13 protein-coding genes are annotated in these 16,845 nt (G+C 68.3%); 2 read left to right on the top strand and 11 right to left on the bottom strand.

Translation table 11 applies throughout. The annotated features are described in order from the left end of the window. Window positions 1–36: 36 nt before the first annotated feature. The 6 genes from BLA15945_RS10365 to BLA15945_RS10340 form a co-directional block, all read right to left on the bottom strand. Window positions 37–1,494 carry a heavy metal sensor histidine kinase gene (locus BLA15945_RS10365; protein WP_059240681.1) on the bottom strand — a complete coding sequence of 486 codons (1,458 nt, stop codon included), beginning with the start codon at window positions 1,492–1,494 and terminating at the stop codon, window positions 37–39. Further along, complete coding sequence (locus tag BLA15945_RS10360; protein WP_009688307.1) at window positions 1,491–2,186, bottom strand: heavy metal response regulator transcription factor; 696 nt, start codon at window positions 2,184–2,186, stop codon at window positions 1,491–1,493. The genes BLA15945_RS10365 and BLA15945_RS10360 overlap by 4 nt, the downstream gene beginning before the upstream one ends. Window positions 2,187–2,208: 22 nt before the next feature. Continuing rightward, the gene (locus tag BLA15945_RS10355) at window positions 2,209–3,711 is read right to left on the bottom strand and encodes an efflux transporter outer membrane subunit (protein WP_059241001.1); all 1,503 of its coding nucleotides are present in this window, start codon (window positions 3,709–3,711) and stop codon (window positions 2,209–2,211) included. A gap of 5 nt (window positions 3,712–3,716) precedes the next feature. Continuing rightward, window positions 3,717–4,946: an efflux RND transporter periplasmic adaptor subunit gene (locus tag BLA15945_RS10350; RefSeq protein WP_174992249.1), complete on the bottom strand. Its 1,230-nt coding sequence runs from the start codon at window positions 4,944–4,946 to the stop codon at window positions 3,717–3,719. 36 nt (window positions 4,947–4,982) lie between these two features. Then, window positions 4,983–8,150: an efflux RND transporter permease subunit gene (locus BLA15945_RS10345; RefSeq protein WP_174992248.1), complete on the bottom strand. Its 3,168-nt coding sequence runs from the start codon at window positions 8,148–8,150 to the stop codon at window positions 4,983–4,985. 185 nt (window positions 8,151–8,335) lie between these two features. Further along, window positions 8,336–9,091: a Crp/Fnr family transcriptional regulator gene (locus tag BLA15945_RS10340; RefSeq protein WP_059240678.1), complete on the bottom strand. Its 756-nt coding sequence runs from the start codon at window positions 9,089–9,091 to the stop codon at window positions 8,336–8,338. A gap of 168 nt (window positions 9,092–9,259) precedes the next feature. Here BLA15945_RS10340 and BLA15945_RS10335 point away from each other — a divergent pair, with 168 nt between their 5' ends. Then, window positions 9,260–10,912: an acyl-CoA synthetase gene (locus tag BLA15945_RS10335; RefSeq protein ID WP_059240677.1), complete on the top strand. Its 1,653-nt coding sequence runs from the start codon at window positions 9,260–9,262 to the stop codon at window positions 10,910–10,912. Window positions 10,913–10,949: 37 nt separating this feature from the next. On the opposite strand, the gene BLA15945_RS10330 is transcribed toward BLA15945_RS10335, so the two are convergent. The 4 genes from BLA15945_RS10330 to BLA15945_RS10315 form a co-directional block, all read right to left on the bottom strand. Beyond that, window positions 10,950–12,932, bottom strand: coding sequence for a methyl-accepting chemotaxis protein (locus BLA15945_RS10330; RefSeq protein WP_174992247.1), 1,983 nt, complete (start codon window positions 12,930–12,932; stop codon window positions 10,950–10,952). A gap of 140 nt (window positions 12,933–13,072) precedes the next feature. Beyond that, window positions 13,073–13,504 carry a YqaA family protein gene (locus BLA15945_RS10325; protein WP_174992246.1) on the bottom strand — a complete coding sequence of 144 codons (432 nt, stop codon included), beginning with the start codon at window positions 13,502–13,504 and terminating at the stop codon, window positions 13,073–13,075. A gap of 71 nt (window positions 13,505–13,575) precedes the next feature. Further along, a complete protein-coding gene (gene kch / locus BLA15945_RS10320) occupies window positions 13,576–14,751 on the bottom strand; it encodes a voltage-gated potassium channel protein (RefSeq protein WP_174992245.1) in 1,176 nt (391 codons plus the stop codon). A 121-nt stretch (window positions 14,752–14,872) separates the two neighbouring features. Beyond that, entirely contained in the window at window positions 14,873–15,523 is a 651-nt protein-coding gene (locus BLA15945_RS10315; RefSeq protein ID WP_059240673.1) for a LysE family translocator, read from the bottom strand. Window positions 15,524–15,808: 285 nt separating this feature from the next. Between BLA15945_RS10315 and BLA15945_RS10310 the strand changes: the two genes are divergently transcribed. Further along, window positions 15,809–16,291: an Lrp/AsnC family transcriptional regulator gene (locus BLA15945_RS10310; protein WP_059240672.1), complete on the top strand. Its 483-nt coding sequence runs from the start codon at window positions 15,809–15,811 to the stop codon at window positions 16,289–16,291. Between the two features lie 374 nt (window positions 16,292–16,665). On the opposite strand, the gene BLA15945_RS10305 is transcribed toward BLA15945_RS10310, so the two are convergent. Further along, the gene (locus BLA15945_RS10305; protein ID WP_174992244.1) at window positions 16,666–16,809 is read right to left on the bottom strand and encodes a hypothetical protein; all 144 of its coding nucleotides are present in this window, start codon (window positions 16,807–16,809) and stop codon (window positions 16,666–16,668) included. Window positions 16,810–16,845 lie beyond the last annotated feature (36 nt).

Below are 16,845 nucleotides of genomic sequence, written 5' to 3'. Positions count from 1 at the left end.
TTGAAGAAAACTGCCCTCGGCGGCGCGTGGCCGCCGTCAGTGCAGGGCGCGCGGCGCGTGGGCCGGCCGCGCATCGTGCGCATCGGCCGGACCGGCTGCGTCGGCCGGGCGCAGCGGGCCGCCCGAGCAGGGTTGCGTCGACACCGAGAAGCCGAACGTATTGACGCCGCCCGCGCACGCGACGAACACGCCGCCGCCGTGCATCTCGGCCACGGCCTTGACGATCGACAGGCCGAGCCCGTGGTTCTCCTTGCTGTTCGCGCGTGCTTCCTCGAGCCGGTAGAAGCGCTCGAACACGTGCGAGCGCTGTACCGGGTCGATCGGTTCGCCGGGGTTCGACACGGCCATGTCGATGAGCGTGTCGCGGCGCGTGATCGTTACGTTCAGCGTCGCGCCGGGTGCCGAATGCTGGATCGCGTTGATCAGCAGGTTCGTCATCGCGCGGCGGAACAGCGACGGATCGACGGCCGCGCGCGCATCGCCGTGCAGTTCGGCGTGCAACTGCGCCTCGTCGAGCGGGATTTCGAGGAAGTCGAGCATGCGCCGCACCTCGTCGGCGAGCGACACGTCCTTCAGGTCGGTCGCGCGTTCGCCGCGGTCGCTGCGCGACAGGAACAGCATGTCGTTGATGATCACGCGCAGCCGCTCGAATTCCTCGAGGTTCGACTGCAGCGTCTGGCGCATCCGGTCGACCGAGCGGTCGCGGCTCGTCAGCGCGACCTGGGTCTGGCCGATCAGGATGCTGATCGGCGTGCGCAGCTCGTGCGCGACGTCCGCGTTGAACGCTTCGAGCCGCGCGTAGGTTTGCTGGATGCGTTCGAGCGCGCCGTTGAACGACGTCGCGAGATCGCGCAGCTCGGTCGGCAGCGCATCGGTCTGCAGCCGCTGGCGGCGGTTCGTCGCGCTGACGCTCGCCGCGTCCTGCGACAGCCGGTCGAGCGGCGCGAGCCCGAAGCGCGCGACCGCGCGGCTCAACAGCAGCGTGATGACGGTGGCCGTCGCGATCAGCGCGGCGAGCGTCCAGCCGAAGCGGCGCAGCATCCGCTGCGTCCGCTCGCACGACGTCGCGACGACCAGTTGCAGCGTCGGCCGTTCGCCGGCGCCGGCCAGCGTGATGGTCTTCGTCATCACCGCGTAGCTGCTGTCGTTGAGTTCGTAGCGCTGGAATGCGCCGAACGGCGGGTCGAGCGGCACGCCGTTGACGGGGTTGCCGAAGCGGAACGCCGGGTTGTCGCTGATGATCTGGTAGTGCGTCGAGCCGTCGGGCGGTTCGAGATCGGCGAGTTTTTCCTGCATCAGTCGGCCGCGTGCAGCCGTGGTCGCGTGCGACACGATCATCTCGGCGACCTTCGCGCGCGTGTCGATCGTCGCGCGCAACTCGGCGAACAGCTGGCGCTCCATCATCACGAACAGCCCGCAGCCGACCAGCGTGAACACGAGCAGCGACACGATGCCGAACATCGCCGAGAGCCGCAGGATGATCGAGCGTTTCATGCCCGCCGCTCCGTGTCGCCGTCTTCGCGCGCCTCGAGCACGTAGCCCATGCCGCGGATCGTGTGCAGCAGCTTGTCCGCGAACGGGCCGTCGAGTTTTGCGCGCAGGCGCTTGATCGCCGTCTCGACGACGTTCGCGTTGCTGTCGAAGTTTACGTCCCACACGAGTTCGGCGATCGTCGTCTTCGACAGCACTTCGCCGCTGCGCCGCGCGAGCACGCCGAGCAGCTGGAATTCCTGCGCGGTCAGGTCGAGCCGCGTGCCGTCGCGCGTCGCGCGGCGGCCGATCAGGTCGACGCGCAGGTCGCCGATCGAGATCAGCGTCGATTCCTGCACCCGTGCGCGGCGCGTGAGCGCGCGCAGCCGTTCGATCAGTTCGAGGAACGAGAAGGGTTTGGTCAGGTAGTCGTCGGCGCCGCCGCGCAGCCCGCGCACGCGATCGTCGACACGGTCGCGCGCGGTCAGCATGATGACGGGCGTCTGCTTCTGCGCGCGCAACGCGCGCAGCACGCCGAAGCCGTCGAGCTTCGGCAGCATCACGTCGAGCACGACCACGTCGTAGTCGAATTCGACGGCTTTCCATGCGCCGTCCTCGCCGTCGAGCGCGGTATCGACGACCCAGCCTTCCTCGGTCAGGCCGCTCTTCAGGTATTCGACGACTTTCGGTTCGTCTTCGACGATCAGCACTTTCATGTTCGTATTCCGCGTAACCGGGTTAAGGGCCGACGCCCGCGGTGCGCTGCGGGCCTGCCGCCGCGACGTCGGACGGCGCGGGGCCGTTCGTCGCAGCGCCGTCCCAGCCGCCGCCGAGGGCCTTCGCGAGAAACACGACGAGCGCCGCGCGCTGGCCCTGGATCTGCACGGCCTGGCGCTCGCTCGTCAGCAGTTGCTGCTGGGCCGTCAGCACATCGATGAACGGCGTCAGGCCGCCCGCGTAGCGGTCTTGCGCGAGCGATACGAGCTTGCGCGCGTCGTCGACGGCCGCCGATGCCTGCTGCGCGGCTTCGGCGAGGACCGACAGGCCCGTGACCGCATTTTGCACCTCCTGGAACGCGGTGAGCACGGTCTGCCGGTAGCTGGCCTGCGCGGCAACGTAGCCGGCCTGCGCGAAATCGACGCCGGCCTTCAGCTTGCCGCCTTCGAACAGCGGCTGGCTGAGCGACCCGCCGATCGACCACAGCAGCGCCGGCACGGTGAAGAGGCCCGCAAAACGCGTCGCATCCCAGCCGATGTCGGGCGACAGCGTGATGCGCGGGAAATACGCGGCGCGCGCGACGCCGATCTGCGCGTTCGCGGCGGCCATCGCGCGTTCGGCCGATGCGACGTCGGGCCGCCGCTGCAGCAGGTCGCTCGGCATGCCGGTCGGCAGCGCCGGCGCATTGATCGGCACCACGCGCGGCGGCAGCGAGAATCCGGGGGCCGGCGTGCCGACCAGCGTCGCGATCGCGGTTTCGACCTGCACGCGCTGCTGGAGCAGCAACTGCGCCTGCGTGCGCGTCGCGTCGAGTTGCGAACGTTGCTGCAGCAGATCGAGGCCCGACACCGCGCCGAGGTCGTGGCGCGCGCTCACGTAGTCGAGCGCCTTCTGCTGCAGGTCGATCGAGCGCTTGACGACGTCGATTTCGCTGTCGAGCTCGCGCAGCGCGAAATAGCTCGATGCGAGATCGGCGGTCAGCACGAGGCGCGCGTTCGCGAAATCGTCGCGCGCCTGCTCGGTGGTCGCCTGCGCGGATTCGACGCTGCGCCGCACGCGGCCGAACAGGTCGAGCTCGTAGCTGACGGCGGCGCCGACCTGGATGTCGTTCTGCACGGTCGACATGCTTTGCGTCGCGTAATTGGTCTGCGGCCGGTCGGCGGAGATCTTGAAGCGCTGACCGCTCGCGTTCAGGCCCACCGCCGGATACTGCGCGGACGCGACCGACGCGAGCGTCGCCTTCGCCTGGTCGTAGCGCGCGGCCACCGCCTTCAGGTTCTGGTTGTTGCGCAGTGCATCGGCTTCCAGCGCGTCGAGCTGTGGGTCGCCGAACGCGCTCCACCATGCCGGATCGAGCGGCGCACGGGCGGGCGCGGCCGGGTGCCAGTACGCATCGGCCGGATCGAGCCGCCACGCGGCCGGCGTGTCGACGGCCGGGCGCTGGTAGTCCGGGCCGACGGCGCAGCCGGCGAGGGCCGCTGCCGCGACGGCGGCGAGCGCCACGGGCCGCACGCGGGCGCGCATCGCGATCACGACTTGGCTCCCGCGACGGAAGAGGCGGGTTGTGCCGGCGGCGCCTGCACGACCACCTTGTCGCCGTTCGCGAGCGCGTCGCTCGGGTTCGCGACGAGGCGATCGTTCGGCGTGAGCGGGCCGTCGACTTCGAGCGTCTGGCCGATCGTGCGCACGACCGTCACCTGCTTCAGATGGACCAGCCCGTTCGCATCGACGGTCGCGACGGTCGGGCCTTCACCGCGGAACAGCAGCGTATTGGCCGGCACCTGCAGGCGGCCGATCGGCGTCATCGGCAGCGTGGCCTGCACGTAAGCGCCGGGCAGCAGCCGGCCGTCCGGGTTCGGCAGCGTGATCTCGCTCTGCAGCGAGCGCGTCGCGACGTCGATCGCCTCGGACGTGCGCGTGATCGTGCCGTCGAAGGTCCGGCCCGGCAGCTCGGCCTGCGCGACGCTCACGTGCTGGCCGACCTTCACCTGCTGCGCGTAGGCCTGCGGCACCTGCACGTACAGGCGCAGCCGGTCGGCCTGCACGACCGTGAACAGCGAGCGGCCCGCGTTGCCGGAGCTGACGAGATCGCCGACGTCGACGTTGCGCTGCGTGACGATCCCGTCGATCGGCGCGACGATCCGCTGGAACCCCTTCAGCTCGGTGAGCCGGCGCATGTTCGCATCGGCCGCGGCGAGGTTCGCGGTGCCCTGGTTGAACGCGCCTTGCCGGTCGTCGAGTTCCTGCTGCGACACGGCATCGCGCTGGCGCAGTTGCTGTGCGCGGTCGAACGACGTCTTCGCGAGCGCGAGCGCGGCCTGCGCCTGCTGGCGTTGCGCGGTGGCCTGCGCAAGTTCCTGGTTCAGCTCGGGCGTGTCGAGTTCGGCGAGCGTTTGCCCCTGCTTCACGTGCGCGCCGATGTCGGCCTGCCAGCGCAGCACGTAGCCGTTCGCCCGCGCGTAGATCGGCGCCTCCACGAAGCCGCGCAGCGTGCCGGGCAGCGTCAGCTTGCCGCCGGTCGCCGCGTCGACCGGATGCACGACGTTCACGTACTGGCGCGTGTTCTGCTCGGCGACCGCGTCGAGCCGGTTGCGGTTCAGCACGTTGACGACGATCGTGCGCGCGGCACCGGCGGCCAGTAGCACGCCGATCACGATCAGGACGATGCGCCCGCGCCGCGACACCGACGTGCGCGTCGGCAGGTGCATGCCGTGTTCGTCCACCTGGATGCCGACGGAGCTGTGATGTTTCTCTTCCATGAATTCAACCAATTCAACCGGGTAGTGGGGCGAAAGTCAGTGTCCGGCCCGGCGCGCGCGCCGGCGGGCCAGCCGCGCATGCACGCCGCCGAACACGAGCGGCACGAACAGCAACGTCGAAACGGTCGCGAACAGCAGCCCGCCGATCACCGCGCGGCCGAGCGGCGCGTTCTGCTCGGCGCCTTCGCCGAGACCGAGCGCCATCGGCACCATCCCGATGATCATCGCGAGCGCCGTCATCAGCACCGGCCGGATCCGCGTCGCGCCGGCTTCCAGCGCGGCGGTCAGCGGCGGCGCGCCGGCCGCGAGGCGCTGGCGCGCGAACGACACGACCAGAATGCTGTTCGCGGTCGCGACGCCGACCGTCATGATCGCGCCGGTCAGCGCGGGCACGCTCAGGTGCGTGCCGGTGATGAACAGCATCCATGCGATGCCGGCGAGCGCGGCCGGCATCGCGCTGATGATGATCAGCGGGTCGAGCCACGACTGGAAATTGACGACGATCAGCAGGTAGACGAGCACGATCGCCATCGCGACGCCCGCGCCGAGGCCGATATACGACGTGCGCATCGTCTCGATCTGGCCGCGCATCGTCAGGTCGGTGCCGCGCGGCAGCGTCGCGCGCGCGTCGGACACGATGCGGTCGATCTCGCCCGCGACCGCGCCGAGGTCGCGCCCCTCGACGCTCACGTACACGTCGATCGCCGGGCGGATGTTGTAGTGCGTGATCACCGCCGGGCTGGAGACGCTGCGCATCTGCACCAGGTTGCCAAGCAGCTGCAGCGGCATGCCCGTGCGGCCGCTCGCCGAGATCGGCGTGCCGAGCAGGTCGTCGACCGACGAGATGTTGTATTGCGGGGTCTGGATCTGCAGCGGGTACTGGACGCCGGTGCGCGGGTTGATCCAGAACGACGGCGTCGTCTGCGAACTGCCGGACAGCGAGATCAGCATGTTCTGCGCGACGTTCTGCGCGGAGAGGTTGAGCTGCTGCATGCGCGTACGATCCATGTCGGCCAGCAGGGTCGGCTCGTCGTTGCGTTGCAGCACGTGCACGTCGACGGCGCCGGGGATTTGCCTGAACTTTTTCATCAGGCTGCTCGCGATAGTCATGTTACTCGCGAGATCGTTGCCGAGCACCTGCACGTCGATGGCGGCCGGCTGGCCGAAGTTGAGGATCTGCGTGATGATGTCCGACGGCTGGAAGAAGAACTCGACGCCCGGGAAGCGCTGGGGCAGCAGCGCGCGCAGCGTCTGCACGTAGTGCTGGGTCGCGCGGTGGCCGGGCTTCAGCGCGATCAGCAGCTCGCCGTCGAGCGTGCCGATCGTGCCGGCGTTGCTGTACGACAGGTTGATGCCGCTCACCGGCAGGCCGAGGTTGTCGACGATCGCGCCGAGCTCGTCGGGCGGCACGGTTTCGCGGATCACGCGTTCGACCTGATCGGCGAGGCGAGCGGTTTCCTCGATCCGGAAGCCGGTCGGCGCGCGCATGTGCAGCCGGATGTTGCCGGAATCGGCGTTCGGGAAGAAGTCGCGGCCGAGCACGAATACCAGGCCCGTCGACAGCACGCAGAAGCCGAGGAAGCACATCGCGTAGAAGCGGCGGCGCACGAGCAGGATGCTGAGCAGCACGATGTACCACGCACGCAGCCGCTCGAACGCGTTGTTGAACGCGTGATGGAGGCGCGCGAACCGCGACGTCGAATGGTCGGGGCCGGTGCTCGCCTGCTGCGGGCGGAACAGCAGCATCGCGAGCGTCGGCACCAGCGTGCGCGACAGCACGTACGACGCGAGCATCGCGAACACGACGGCTTCCGCGAGCGGCACGAACAGGAAGCGCGCGACGCCCGTCAGGAAGAACATCGGCACGAACACGATGCAGATGCACAGCGTCGACACGAACGCGGGCACCGCGATCTCGCCGGCGCCTTCGAGGATCGCGTCGTGCAGATTGGTGCCGAGATGCAGGTGCCGCTCGATGTTCTCGATCGTGACGGTCGCATCGTCCACCAGGATCCCGACCGCGAGCGCGAGCCCGCCGAGCGTCATGATGTTGATCGTCTCCCCGAGCGCGGACAGCGCGATCAGCGACGTGAAGATCGACAGCGGGATCGAGATCGCGATGATCAGCGTGCTGCGCCAGTTGCCGAGGAACAGCAGGATCATCATCGCGGTCAGCACCGCGGCGATCAGCGCTTCGTGGATCACGCCCTGGACGGCCGCGTCGACGAATACCGACTGGTCGAACAGCGGCGTGATCGTGAGTCCTTCGGGCAGCGTCGGGATCACCTTCGGCAGCAGCGCCTTCAGGTCGGACACGACCTTGAGCGTCGATGCATCGCCGCTTTTCAGGATCGAGATGAGCACGCCGCGCTGGCCGTTCTGGCGCACGACGTTGGTCTGCGGCGCGAAGCCGTCGCGTACCGACGCCACCTCGCGCAGGTAGGTCGTCGCGCCGTTGACGGTCTGGATCGGCAGGTCGTTGATGTCGGCAATCGTGTCGGCCGACGCGTTCGTGTCGATCCGGTATTCGGTCTGGCCCATCTTCGCGGTGCCGGTCGGCAGCACGAGGTTCTGCGCGTTGATCGAGTTGACGATGTCGGCCGGCGTGAGGCCCTTCGCGAGCAGCGCCTGCGGATCGAGGTCGATCGCGACCACGCGCGTGCGGCCACCGTACGGGAACGGGATCTGCACGCCCGGCACCGTGATCAGTTGCGGCCGCAGGAAGTTGAGCGCGATGTCGGCGAGCGACTGTTCGCTGAGCGTCTTGCTCGACAGCCCGAGCTGGATCACCGGGATGCTCGACGCCGAATAGGTGATCACGAGCGGCGGCGTCGCGCCCTGGGGCATCTGCCGCACGATCGCCTGCGCGGACGAGACCGTCTGCGCGATCGCCGTCTGCACGTTCGCGCCCGGCTGCAGGAACACCTTCACGACCGCGATGCCGGGCAACGACGTCGATTCGACGTGCTGGATGTTGTTGACGGTCGTCGTCAGGATCCGCTCATGGACGGACGTGATCCGGCTGGTCATCTCCGTCGCGGAGAAGCCGTTGTAATTCCAGATCACGCTGATCACGGGGATGTTGATCGCGGGCAGCACGTCGACCGGTGTGCGCATCAGCGCAAGCGGCGTGGCCAGCACGATCATGATGGCCATGACGATGAACGTGTAGGGGCGCTTGAGCGCGAGATTGACGATCCACATGGAGGCAGCGGGACAGGCGGTGATCAGGCGTCGGTGAAGGGAACCCGAATGATAGGCGTCGACGTGGAACGGGTTACTGTCGCGAAACTGGCGGAACTGTCAGGTTGGGGGCGCGAGCGGTTCGCCGATTCTGCAGACGGAATGCACGCGTCGCGATGGCGACGGTTTCGCTGATCGCGCTGCGTTCAAAGCTGCTCCATCCCGAAGCGTGCGAGCGCCGCCAGATCGACGACCTCGATCTGGTTGTACGCGAGCCGCAACGCACCGAGCTTCTCGAGCTGCTGCAACGCCTGGTTGATCCGCTGCCGCGATACGCCGACGAGCATGCCCAGTTCCTCCTGCGAGATCGACAACGACGGGCCGGTATCCGGGTACAGGTCGGGATTGAAGAGCTGCGCGAGCGCCTGCGCGACGCGCGCGTCGACGTCGAGCAGCCGGCTGTTCTGGATCGACGCGATGAATTCGCCCATCCGGTTGTTCAACTGGTGGATCACGAAACGCGTGAACGGCAGGCTGGTATCGAGCAGCGCATGGAAGGTGTCGACCGGCACGAACAGCACGGTCGAGCGCTGGATCGCGACGACTTCGTACTTGCGCAGCTCGCGCTTGATCACGCTGCCTTCGCCGAACCAGCCGCCCGACGGCACGCCGGAAAACGTGCAGCCGCGACCCGATACGTTGAAGATCGCGAGCTTCAGCAACCCCTGGTGCACGCCGATCCAGTATTCGGACGGCGCGAGCCGGTGTGCGATCACGTCGCCGGCCTCGCATTGCTCGACGTGCGACTGCGCGAGCACGAGCGCCTGGTGTTCGGGCGCAAGCGTGCGGAACCATGCGCACTGGCCGAACAGCGTCGACAGCGGCGCAAGCGGGCCGGGTTCGGGAAGCGTATCGGCCGGGTGGGCGGCCGCGTCGGGCGGCGCAACGTGTTGGTCGTGCATGGGTGCGGGTTTGCGAGGATAGGGATAACGCGCAACGCTCGAAAGGCACTCTGTCGTTTCGATGACAGACGGCTCACAATAGCGCCCGTTAGGCTGTCGGCAATTGAACCACATCAAAACGATCCGGGGTGGATGCACGCCGGTCGACAGGACACGGGAGACAGGATCATGACGCAGATGTTCGAGGCCGGACTCGGCCGCCGCGACGCCAATTACGTGCCGCTCACCCCGATCGACTTCCTGGTCCGGACGGCCGAAGTCTACGGGGCGCGCCTTGCGATCGTGCACGGCGACGTGCGGCGCACGTGGGGCGAGACCTACACGCGTTCGAAGCAGCTGGCGAGCGCGCTCGCGCAGGCTGGCGTCGGCCGTGGCGACACCGTCGCGGCGATGCTGCCGAACATCCCGGCGATGGTCGAGGCGCACTTCGGCGTGCCGATGGCCGGGGCGGTGCTGAACACGATCAACACGCGCCTCGACGTATCGTCGGTGCTGTTCATGCTCCGTCACGGCGAGGCGAAGGTGCTGATCGTCGACACCGAATACGCGGAATTCGCGCATCGCGCGGCGCTCGAGGTGCCGGGCCTGAAGATCGTCAGCGTGGCCGATGCGATGCCGGCCGACCCCGACCGGTTCGCGGGCGCGACCGACTATGAGGCGTTCCTGGCGGGCGGCGACGCCGACTACGCATGGACGCCGCCCGCCGACGAATGGGATGCGATCGCGCTGAACTACACGTCCGGCACGACCGGCGATCCGAAGGGCGTCGTCTACCACCATCGCGGCGCGTATCTCGCGGCGATCAGCAACCTCCTCGAATGGGACATGCCGAAGCACGCGGTGTATCTGTGGACGCTGCCGATGTTCCACTGCAACGGCTGGTGCTTCCCGTGGGCCGTCGCGGCGCGCGCGGGCGTGAACGTGTGCCTGCGCAGGTTCGACGCGAAGACCGTGTTCGACCTGATTCGCCGCGAACGCATCACGCATTATTGCGGCGCGCCGATCGTGCAGAGCGCGATCGCGAACGCGCCGGCCGAATTCCGTGAAGGAATCGACCATACGGTGCACGCGATGGTCGCGGGCGCGGCGCCCGCGCCGGCCGTGATCGCGAAGATGAAGGAGATCGGTTTCGACCTGCTGCACGTGTACGGGCTGACCGAGGTGTATGGCCCGGCGACCGTCTGCGCGAAGCAGGCGCACTGGGAAGCCGTGTCCGACGAGGAACGCGCGCGGCTGAATGCGCGGCAGGGCGTGCGTTACCACCTCGAAGCAGGCGCGACGGTGCTCGATCCCGACACGATGGCGCCGGTGCCGGCCGACGGCGAGACGCTCGGCGAGATCATGTTCCGCGGCAACATCTGCATGAAGGGCTACCTGAAGAACCCGAAGGCGACCGACGATGCGTTCCACGGCGGCTGGTTCCATACCGGCGATCTCGCGGTGCTGATGCCGGATGGCTATATCCGGATCAAGGATCGCAAGAAGGACATCATCATCTCGGGCGGCGAGAACATTTCGAGCATCGAGGTCGAGGACGCGCTGTACCGCCATCCGGCGGTCGCCGTCGCGGCCGTCGTCGCGATGCCCGACCCGAAATGGGGCGAGGTGCCGTGCGCGTTCGTCGAGCTGCGCGAAGGCGCGAGCGCGACCGAGGAGGAGATCGTCGCGCACTGCCGGCAACTGCTCGCGGGCTTCAAGGTGCCGAAGGCCGTGCGCTTCGGCGAGCTGCCGAAGACGTCGACCGGCAAGATCCAGAAGTTCCAGCTGCGCAATGCGGTCGGCTCCGACAAGGCGATCGACCTGGCGGGCGACAAGAAGTAGGCGAGGCGCCCGGCCCTGGCCGATCATCCGTCGTCCGTTACGCGTCGCGGCCGAGCCGGAACACGCTGACCGCGTCCGACAGCTGCGCGGCCTGGTCGCGCAGCGCGACGGCCGCGCGTTCGGCATCCGAGATCAGCGTCGCATTCTGCTGCGTCGCGTTGCCGATCTGCGTGACGGCCAGGTTCACCTGCTCGATGCCGGTCGATTGCTCGCGCGATGCGGCGCTGATCTCGCCGATCAGCGTGCGGACCTGGTCGACTCGCGCGACGATGTCGCGCATCGTGCCGCGCGCGGCGTCCGCGATCCGGTAACCCTGTTCGACGGTCGTCGACGATTCGGCGCTCAGCGTGTCGATCTCCTTGACCGCGGCCGCGCTGCGCTGCGCGAGCGCGCGCACTTCGGCCGCGACCACCGCGAAGCCCTTGCCGTGCTCGCCCGCGCGGGCGGCCTCGACGGCCGCGTTCAGCGCGAGGATGTTGGTCTGGAACGCGATGCCTTCGATCGCGCCGGTGATCTCGGCGATCCGGCGCGTCGCACGGCCGATGTCGTCCATCGTCGCGACCACGCGCTGCACCGCGGCGTCGCCGTTCGTCGCGGCGGCCGACGCGTCCGCCACCAGCGCATTGGCCTGCGCCGCATGCTCGGCGTTCTGCTGCACGGCGGCGGTGATCTGTTCCATGCTGGCCGCCGTCTGTTCGACGCTGCTCGCCTGCGTCGCGATCCGTGCGGCGATGTCGCCGCTGCCGGCCGCGATGTCGACCGTGCCGCGCGCGATGTCGGCCGAGCTGTTGCGCACCTGCGCGACGATCCGCGCGAGGCCGTCGCCGATTCCGTCGACCGCCTGCACGAGCCGGCCGATTTCGTCGTGGCCGGCGCCGCCGTGCGCATCCGCGCCGTCGCGGATGCGCAAGCTGAGATCGCCCGCCGCATAGCGTTCGGAGGCCCGGGCCGCGGCATCGAGCGGCCGGCTCACGACGCGGCGCACCACGATGACGAACAGCGTCGCGAACGCCGCGACGAGCACGGCGCCGATCATCAGGAAGTGGTTGCGCGTGGCGCGCATGGACGCGAGCAGTTCGTCGTCGAGCGCGATGCCGCCGACGAGCCATTGCCACTGCGGAATCGTCGTGAACGACACGAATTTGGCGGTCGCCCGGACGTCGTGCGCGGCCGGGTCGGTCGACGTGTAGGCGAGCCGGCCCTCGCCGGCGGCGAGCATGCGCGCGTACGGTGCGCGCGCGTCGTCGGCAGGCTGGCCGGCCGCGTCGGGATGCACGACGAAGGTGCCGCGCGCCGGGCCCTGCGACGCATCGAGCACGAAGTAGTACCCGTTGTCGCCGATCTTCAGCGAACGGATGCCGTCTTCGACGAGCTTGAGCTCGGCGCCGATGTCGAGGCCGACGAACAGCGCGCCGATCACGCGGCCGGTCGCATCGGTCACCGGCTTGTACTGCGTGATGTACGGCCGGCCGAACAGCTTCGCGAGGCCCGTGTAGCTGCGCCCGGCGACGAGCGGCGCGTATGCGGGGCCGGCGCGGTCGAGCTTCGTGCCGACTGCGCGCGCGCCGTCCTGCTTTTTCAGCGACGTCGTGATGCGCACGAATTCGTCGCCGTCGCGCGCGAAGATCGTCGCGATCGCGCCGCTTTTCTTCAGGAACTGGTCGGGAATCGAGTAATCGAGGTCGAGCGGCTGGCCGCCCGCATAGAGGGTTGGCGCGGCGACGCCGCCGATGTCGACGGTGCGCGCCGGGTCGAGCGAGAAATCGGCCGGCAGAAAGCTCGCGAACAGCGACATCGAACGGTCGGCTTCGGTGGACAGTGCCTTGTCGAACAGGTCGACCATCGCGCGGATCGACCGTTCCTTGTCGACGATCCGCATGTGTGCTTCTTCGGCGAGCTGTTGGCCGGCGAAATGAGCGAGCGTCCACGCGAACACGGTGAACAGCAGGGCGACCAGCGCGCACGCCAGCGCGGCCAGACGCGCGCCGACGCTCACCCGGCCCAATTGGGGCAATCTCATGAAACATCCTGAGTGGGGAGGGAGAGGGGGCGGAACGCACGCGTCACCGCTTGGGTTCCGTTAATACGGCAACTTCGGCGATTTCTTTAGGGCGCGTCGTCGATGGCGGCCCGGGCGGGCGGAGGGCGGGGCAGCGAAAGTCAGTGCGTCACGAGCCACGCGATAACCAGGTAACGGCCGACCTTCGCGATCGTCACGATGACGAGAAAGGTCGGCAGCGGCTCGCGCAGCACGCCGGCGATCATCGTCAGCGGATCGCCGATCACCGGCGCCCAGCTCAGCAACAGCGACCAGCGGCCGTAGCGCCCATACCAGCGCTCGGCGCGCGCGAGCGAGGCCGGTTTGACCGGGAACCAGCGGCGGTCGCGGAAGTGCTCGATGCCGCGCCCGAGCGCCCAGTTGATCGCCGAGCCGGCGACGTTGCCGATGCTCGCGACGAGCACCAGCGCCCACACGGGTTCGCGCCCGGCGAGCAGCAGGCCGGCGAGCACGGCCTCGGACTGGAGCGGAAACAGGGTCGCGGCGACCATCGACACGGCGAACAGGCCGCCGTAAGTGAGCAATTCGGACATCGCGCGATTGTACCGGCCGCACGCGGGCCGGCCCGGGTCATACGGTCACAGGCGCGCGGCGCCCTCCGGCGTCACGCGGCGTCGGCCGTGCCGAACAGCAGATGCGAGATCACCGACTTGTCGACCGGCTCGTCGTTGAGCGTGCTGGCGAGCAGTTCGCCCGCGAGCTGCTGCGGCGAGAACACCATGTCGGGTTTCAGCAGGCGCAGCCGTTCGAGGTTGCGCTGCTGGTTCACGAGCGCGACCGTGCGCACCGTCGGCGCGATCTCGCGGATCGCGAGGATGATGAATGCGTTTTCGGCGTCGTCGGAGCGCAGCGCCAGCACCGCGCGCGCGGTCGCCGCGCCAGCGCTGTCCAGCACCGCATGGTCGGTCGCGTCACCGACGATCAGATCGGTCGAGGCCGCATAGTTGTGCTCGACACCGGCCGGCACGATCACGGTCACCGCGTAGCCGCGCTTGCGCAGCCCGTCGTGGACCGCGTGCGCAACCGGCGTCGCGCCGACGATCAGGAAATGATGCTTGCGGATCACGTTCGAAAGGCCTCCCTTGACGATCCGTTTCAGATTGCCGCCGATCACGGGGCCGACGACCGCGCTGATCGACGTCGCGAACACCGTGATGCCGAGCACGATCACCGACGCGGTGAACAGGCGCGCGGTCGGCGCGTGCGGGACGATGTCGCCGTAGCCGACCGTCGACATCGACACGATCGAGAAATAGACGGCGGTGGCGAGATCGTGGACCGGCGGCGTGAATTCGTCGCCGAGGTACAGCACGCCGAAGGTCGCGTAGATCAGCAGCGACACGATGCTCAGCAACGCGAACAGGCTGCTCGCGGCGACGCTCGCGCGGTCGAAGTGCCGCCAGTAATAGAGCAGCGCGACGACCAGCACGGCCGTGTAGACGAACACGGCGTGGCTTTGATAGCCGCCGAGCACGCTGATCGCGGCGGCCGCGACCAGCAGCACGATCGACAGCACCCACGCGACGCGGGCGCGCAGCACGATGCCGATGGCCATCGTCGCGAGGCCGGCCGCGACGACGACTTGCGGCAGCACGACGAGCCCCGCGTTGTCGACGAGGTTCAACGCATCGGCGAGCCATGCATGGTGCAGGCCGAGCCTGGCACGTGCGACGACGGGGCGCAGCACCATGAACGCATCGAGCGCGAGAAGGAGGGCGAGATACCAGTGCAGGCCGATCGGCGCGAACAGGCGCCGCAGGCGGGTAGTGACGTGCTTCATTCAGTCGCCCGGCGGGCCGGGCATGTCCAACGAACCAGCCGCTACCCTAAAGCATTCGGCGATCGGCTGCTTTTTCGCGGGGCCCGGCGGCCGCCGCGACGAAGCCGGCAGGCCCGGCCGCTCAGTTCCAGCCGACCATGATCGCGCCCATCCCGACGAGCAGCCCGCCGGTCACGCGATTCATTGCGCGCATCCGCGCCGGCCGCTGCAGCGCGCGGCTCAGCCGGTGCGAGAACAGCGCCATCGACGCGACCCCGCCCGCGAACAGCAGCGCGAACGTCGTCGCGAGCAGCAGGAATTGAAGGTTCAGGCTCCAGTCGGCATTCGGGCTGATGAACTGCGGAAAGAACGACGGAAAGAACAGCAGCGTTTTCGGATTCAGGCCGGAGGTGGCGACACCGCGCCAGAACAGCGCACGGTCGGTGTCGGTGTCCTGCCGACCGATTGCGGTTTCCGCGTCGGACGATGCGGCGGGCGCGCCAGCCGGCGCACGGCTGAGCCATTGCCTGGCCCCGAGCCACACGAGATACGCGGCGCCGGCCCAGCGCAGCACGGTCAGTGCGTGTTCGTTGAGATGCACCAGCGAATTCAGGCACAGCGCGGTCAGCGCGAGTTGCAGCAGCACGGCGAGCGTGCCGCCCCACACGCATGGCAGCGCACGGCGCCAGCCGGCGCGCAGCGCCTGGTTCATCGTGAGCAGGTTGACGGGACCGGGGGCGTAGATCAGGACGACGGAAGCAGCGAGGAACGACAGATAAAGCTTGAACGACATGACGGAAGTGCAGGAACAGGGCCGCAGGCACCGGCCCCGCACGCGGTCGGATAGGCGTGCGGGCGGCGGGGAATCGCATGCCTGCCGGCCGGCACCGCAACTCGTGATTGCGGCCGTGCGTCCCGGTGCGAAGGGGTTGTCGCGGGGAGCGTGCCGGACAGCAGGCATGGAGAAAATGTATCAAGCGGCCCGGTTAAAAGGCTTCCTGTTTTCAGGCAAAACGGGCCTGAAACCAGAATCCTGTTCAGATAGAATGCCAGTTTTCAGAAGAAGATTCTTCTCATCATGGCTACCCGCGAACGCACGCCGAAAACGCTCGACAACCAGGATCGCAAGATCCTTGGTGCATTGCAGAAAAATGCGCGCCTGTCGAACGCCGAACTCGCCGAACAGATCGGCATGTCGACCACCGCATGCTGGAACCGCACGCGGCAGCTCGAACTCGATGGCTACATCGACGGTTACGTCGCATTGGTCAACCAGCGCATGCTCGGCTACGCCGACATCGTGATCCTCGAAGTCACGCTCGATCGCCATGAGGACGACGCGCTCGCGCGTTTCGGCTCGGAACTGGCGGCGCTGCCGGAGGTGCTCGAGGCGTATCTGGTGTCGGGCGAGTACGACTACTGGATCAAGGTCGCGGTGGATGGCACGGCCGGCTACGAACGCTTCCTGCGCGAAAAGCTGTACCGGATTTCGAGCATCCGTCACAGCCGCTCGATGTTCGCGCTGCGGTGCATGAAGGACGTGCCGTCGATCCAGGTGTGACGGGGGCGGAGATGGGGGGCGGCCGTCGCTGAAACGGCGGCGCGTGCGGCGGCGCGAGGGCGCGGCGAAAACCGCCAAAGGGCCGACAGGAAAGGCTCGCCGGGCGAGACGGCGGGCGGCCTCGAAAAACGGATGAATCTTCCGTTAGCGGCGGTGCGGCGCAATCGTGCGCCCGATATCGGCCATGAAGCGGCCTCAAGACGACTTTCAAACGCGCCCGACGCGGTGAGCCCATTCAGCCGGGACAAGCCCGGGGAGTTTCCACGTCGGCACCACCGTTTCCCGATGCCCGACGCAGCGGCCGCTGGCGGCGCGCGTCCGGGCAAGCGGATCGGGCGGGGAGTGTGCCGCTGGGCGGCGGCCGGTCGTGCTGCTCAGCGCGGCAGGCGCGCGTGTGCTTCAGCGATGACTTCGCAGGTCTCGAGGTGGAGCGCCCACGCTTCTGCAAGCAGCTCGCTCACACGTGCGAGCCAGCCAGTGGATTCGGTGGAACGGTTGGAGACGTTAGACGTTTGCATGACGAAGCCCCATAGAGGTGGCGAGTTAGGGATAAC

It is taken from the genome of Burkholderia arboris, assembly GCF_902499125.1.
GTDB classification, from domain to species: domain Bacteria; phylum Pseudomonadota; class Gammaproteobacteria; order Burkholderiales; family Burkholderiaceae; genus Burkholderia; species Burkholderia arboris.
Note: the sequence above shows the minus strand (reverse complement) of the source record. Positions and strands in the feature narration are given on the sequence as shown.

What these genes read in the sequence shown, in the direction of transcription:
- BLA15945_RS10365 (WP_059240681.1), bottom strand. Translation starts at nt 1,494, where the DNA reads ATGAAACGCTCGATCATCCTGCGGCTCTCGGCGATGTTCGGCATCGTG.
- BLA15945_RS10360 (WP_009688307.1), bottom strand. Translation starts at nt 2,186, where the DNA reads ATGAAAGTGCTGATCGTCGAAGACGAACCGAAAGTCGTCGAATACCTG.
- BLA15945_RS10355 (WP_059241001.1), bottom strand. Translation starts at nt 3,711, where the DNA reads ATGCGCGCCCGCGTGCGGCCCGTGGCGCTCGCCGCCGTCGCGGCAGCG.
- BLA15945_RS10350 (WP_174992249.1), bottom strand. Translation starts at nt 4,946, where the DNA reads ATGGAAGAGAAACATCACAGCTCCGTCGGCATCCAGGTGGACGAACAC.
- BLA15945_RS10345 (WP_174992248.1), bottom strand. Translation starts at nt 8,150, where the DNA reads ATGTGGATCGTCAATCTCGCGCTCAAGCGCCCCTACACGTTCATCGTC.
- BLA15945_RS10340 (WP_059240678.1), bottom strand. Translation starts at nt 9,091, where the DNA reads ATGCACGACCAACACGTTGCGCCGCCCGACGCGGCCGCCCACCCGGCC.
- BLA15945_RS10335 (WP_059240677.1), top strand. Translation starts at nt 9,260, where the DNA reads ATGACGCAGATGTTCGAGGCCGGACTCGGCCGCCGCGACGCCAATTAC.
- BLA15945_RS10330 (WP_174992247.1), bottom strand. Translation starts at nt 12,932, where the DNA reads ATGAGATTGCCCCAATTGGGCCGGGTGAGCGTCGGCGCGCGTCTGGCC.
- BLA15945_RS10325 (WP_174992246.1), bottom strand. Translation starts at nt 13,504, where the DNA reads ATGTCCGAATTGCTCACTTACGGCGGCCTGTTCGCCGTGTCGATGGTC.
- kch (WP_174992245.1), bottom strand. Translation starts at nt 14,751, where the DNA reads ATGAAGCACGTCACTACCCGCCTGCGGCGCCTGTTCGCGCCGATCGGC.
- BLA15945_RS10315 (WP_059240673.1), bottom strand. Translation starts at nt 15,523, where the DNA reads ATGTCGTTCAAGCTTTATCTGTCGTTCCTCGCTGCTTCCGTCGTCCTG.
- BLA15945_RS10310 (WP_059240672.1), top strand. Translation starts at nt 15,809, where the DNA reads ATGGCTACCCGCGAACGCACGCCGAAAACGCTCGACAACCAGGATCGC.
- BLA15945_RS10305 (WP_174992244.1), bottom strand. Translation starts at nt 16,809, where the DNA reads ATGCAAACGTCTAACGTCTCCAACCGTTCCACCGAATCCACTGGCTGG.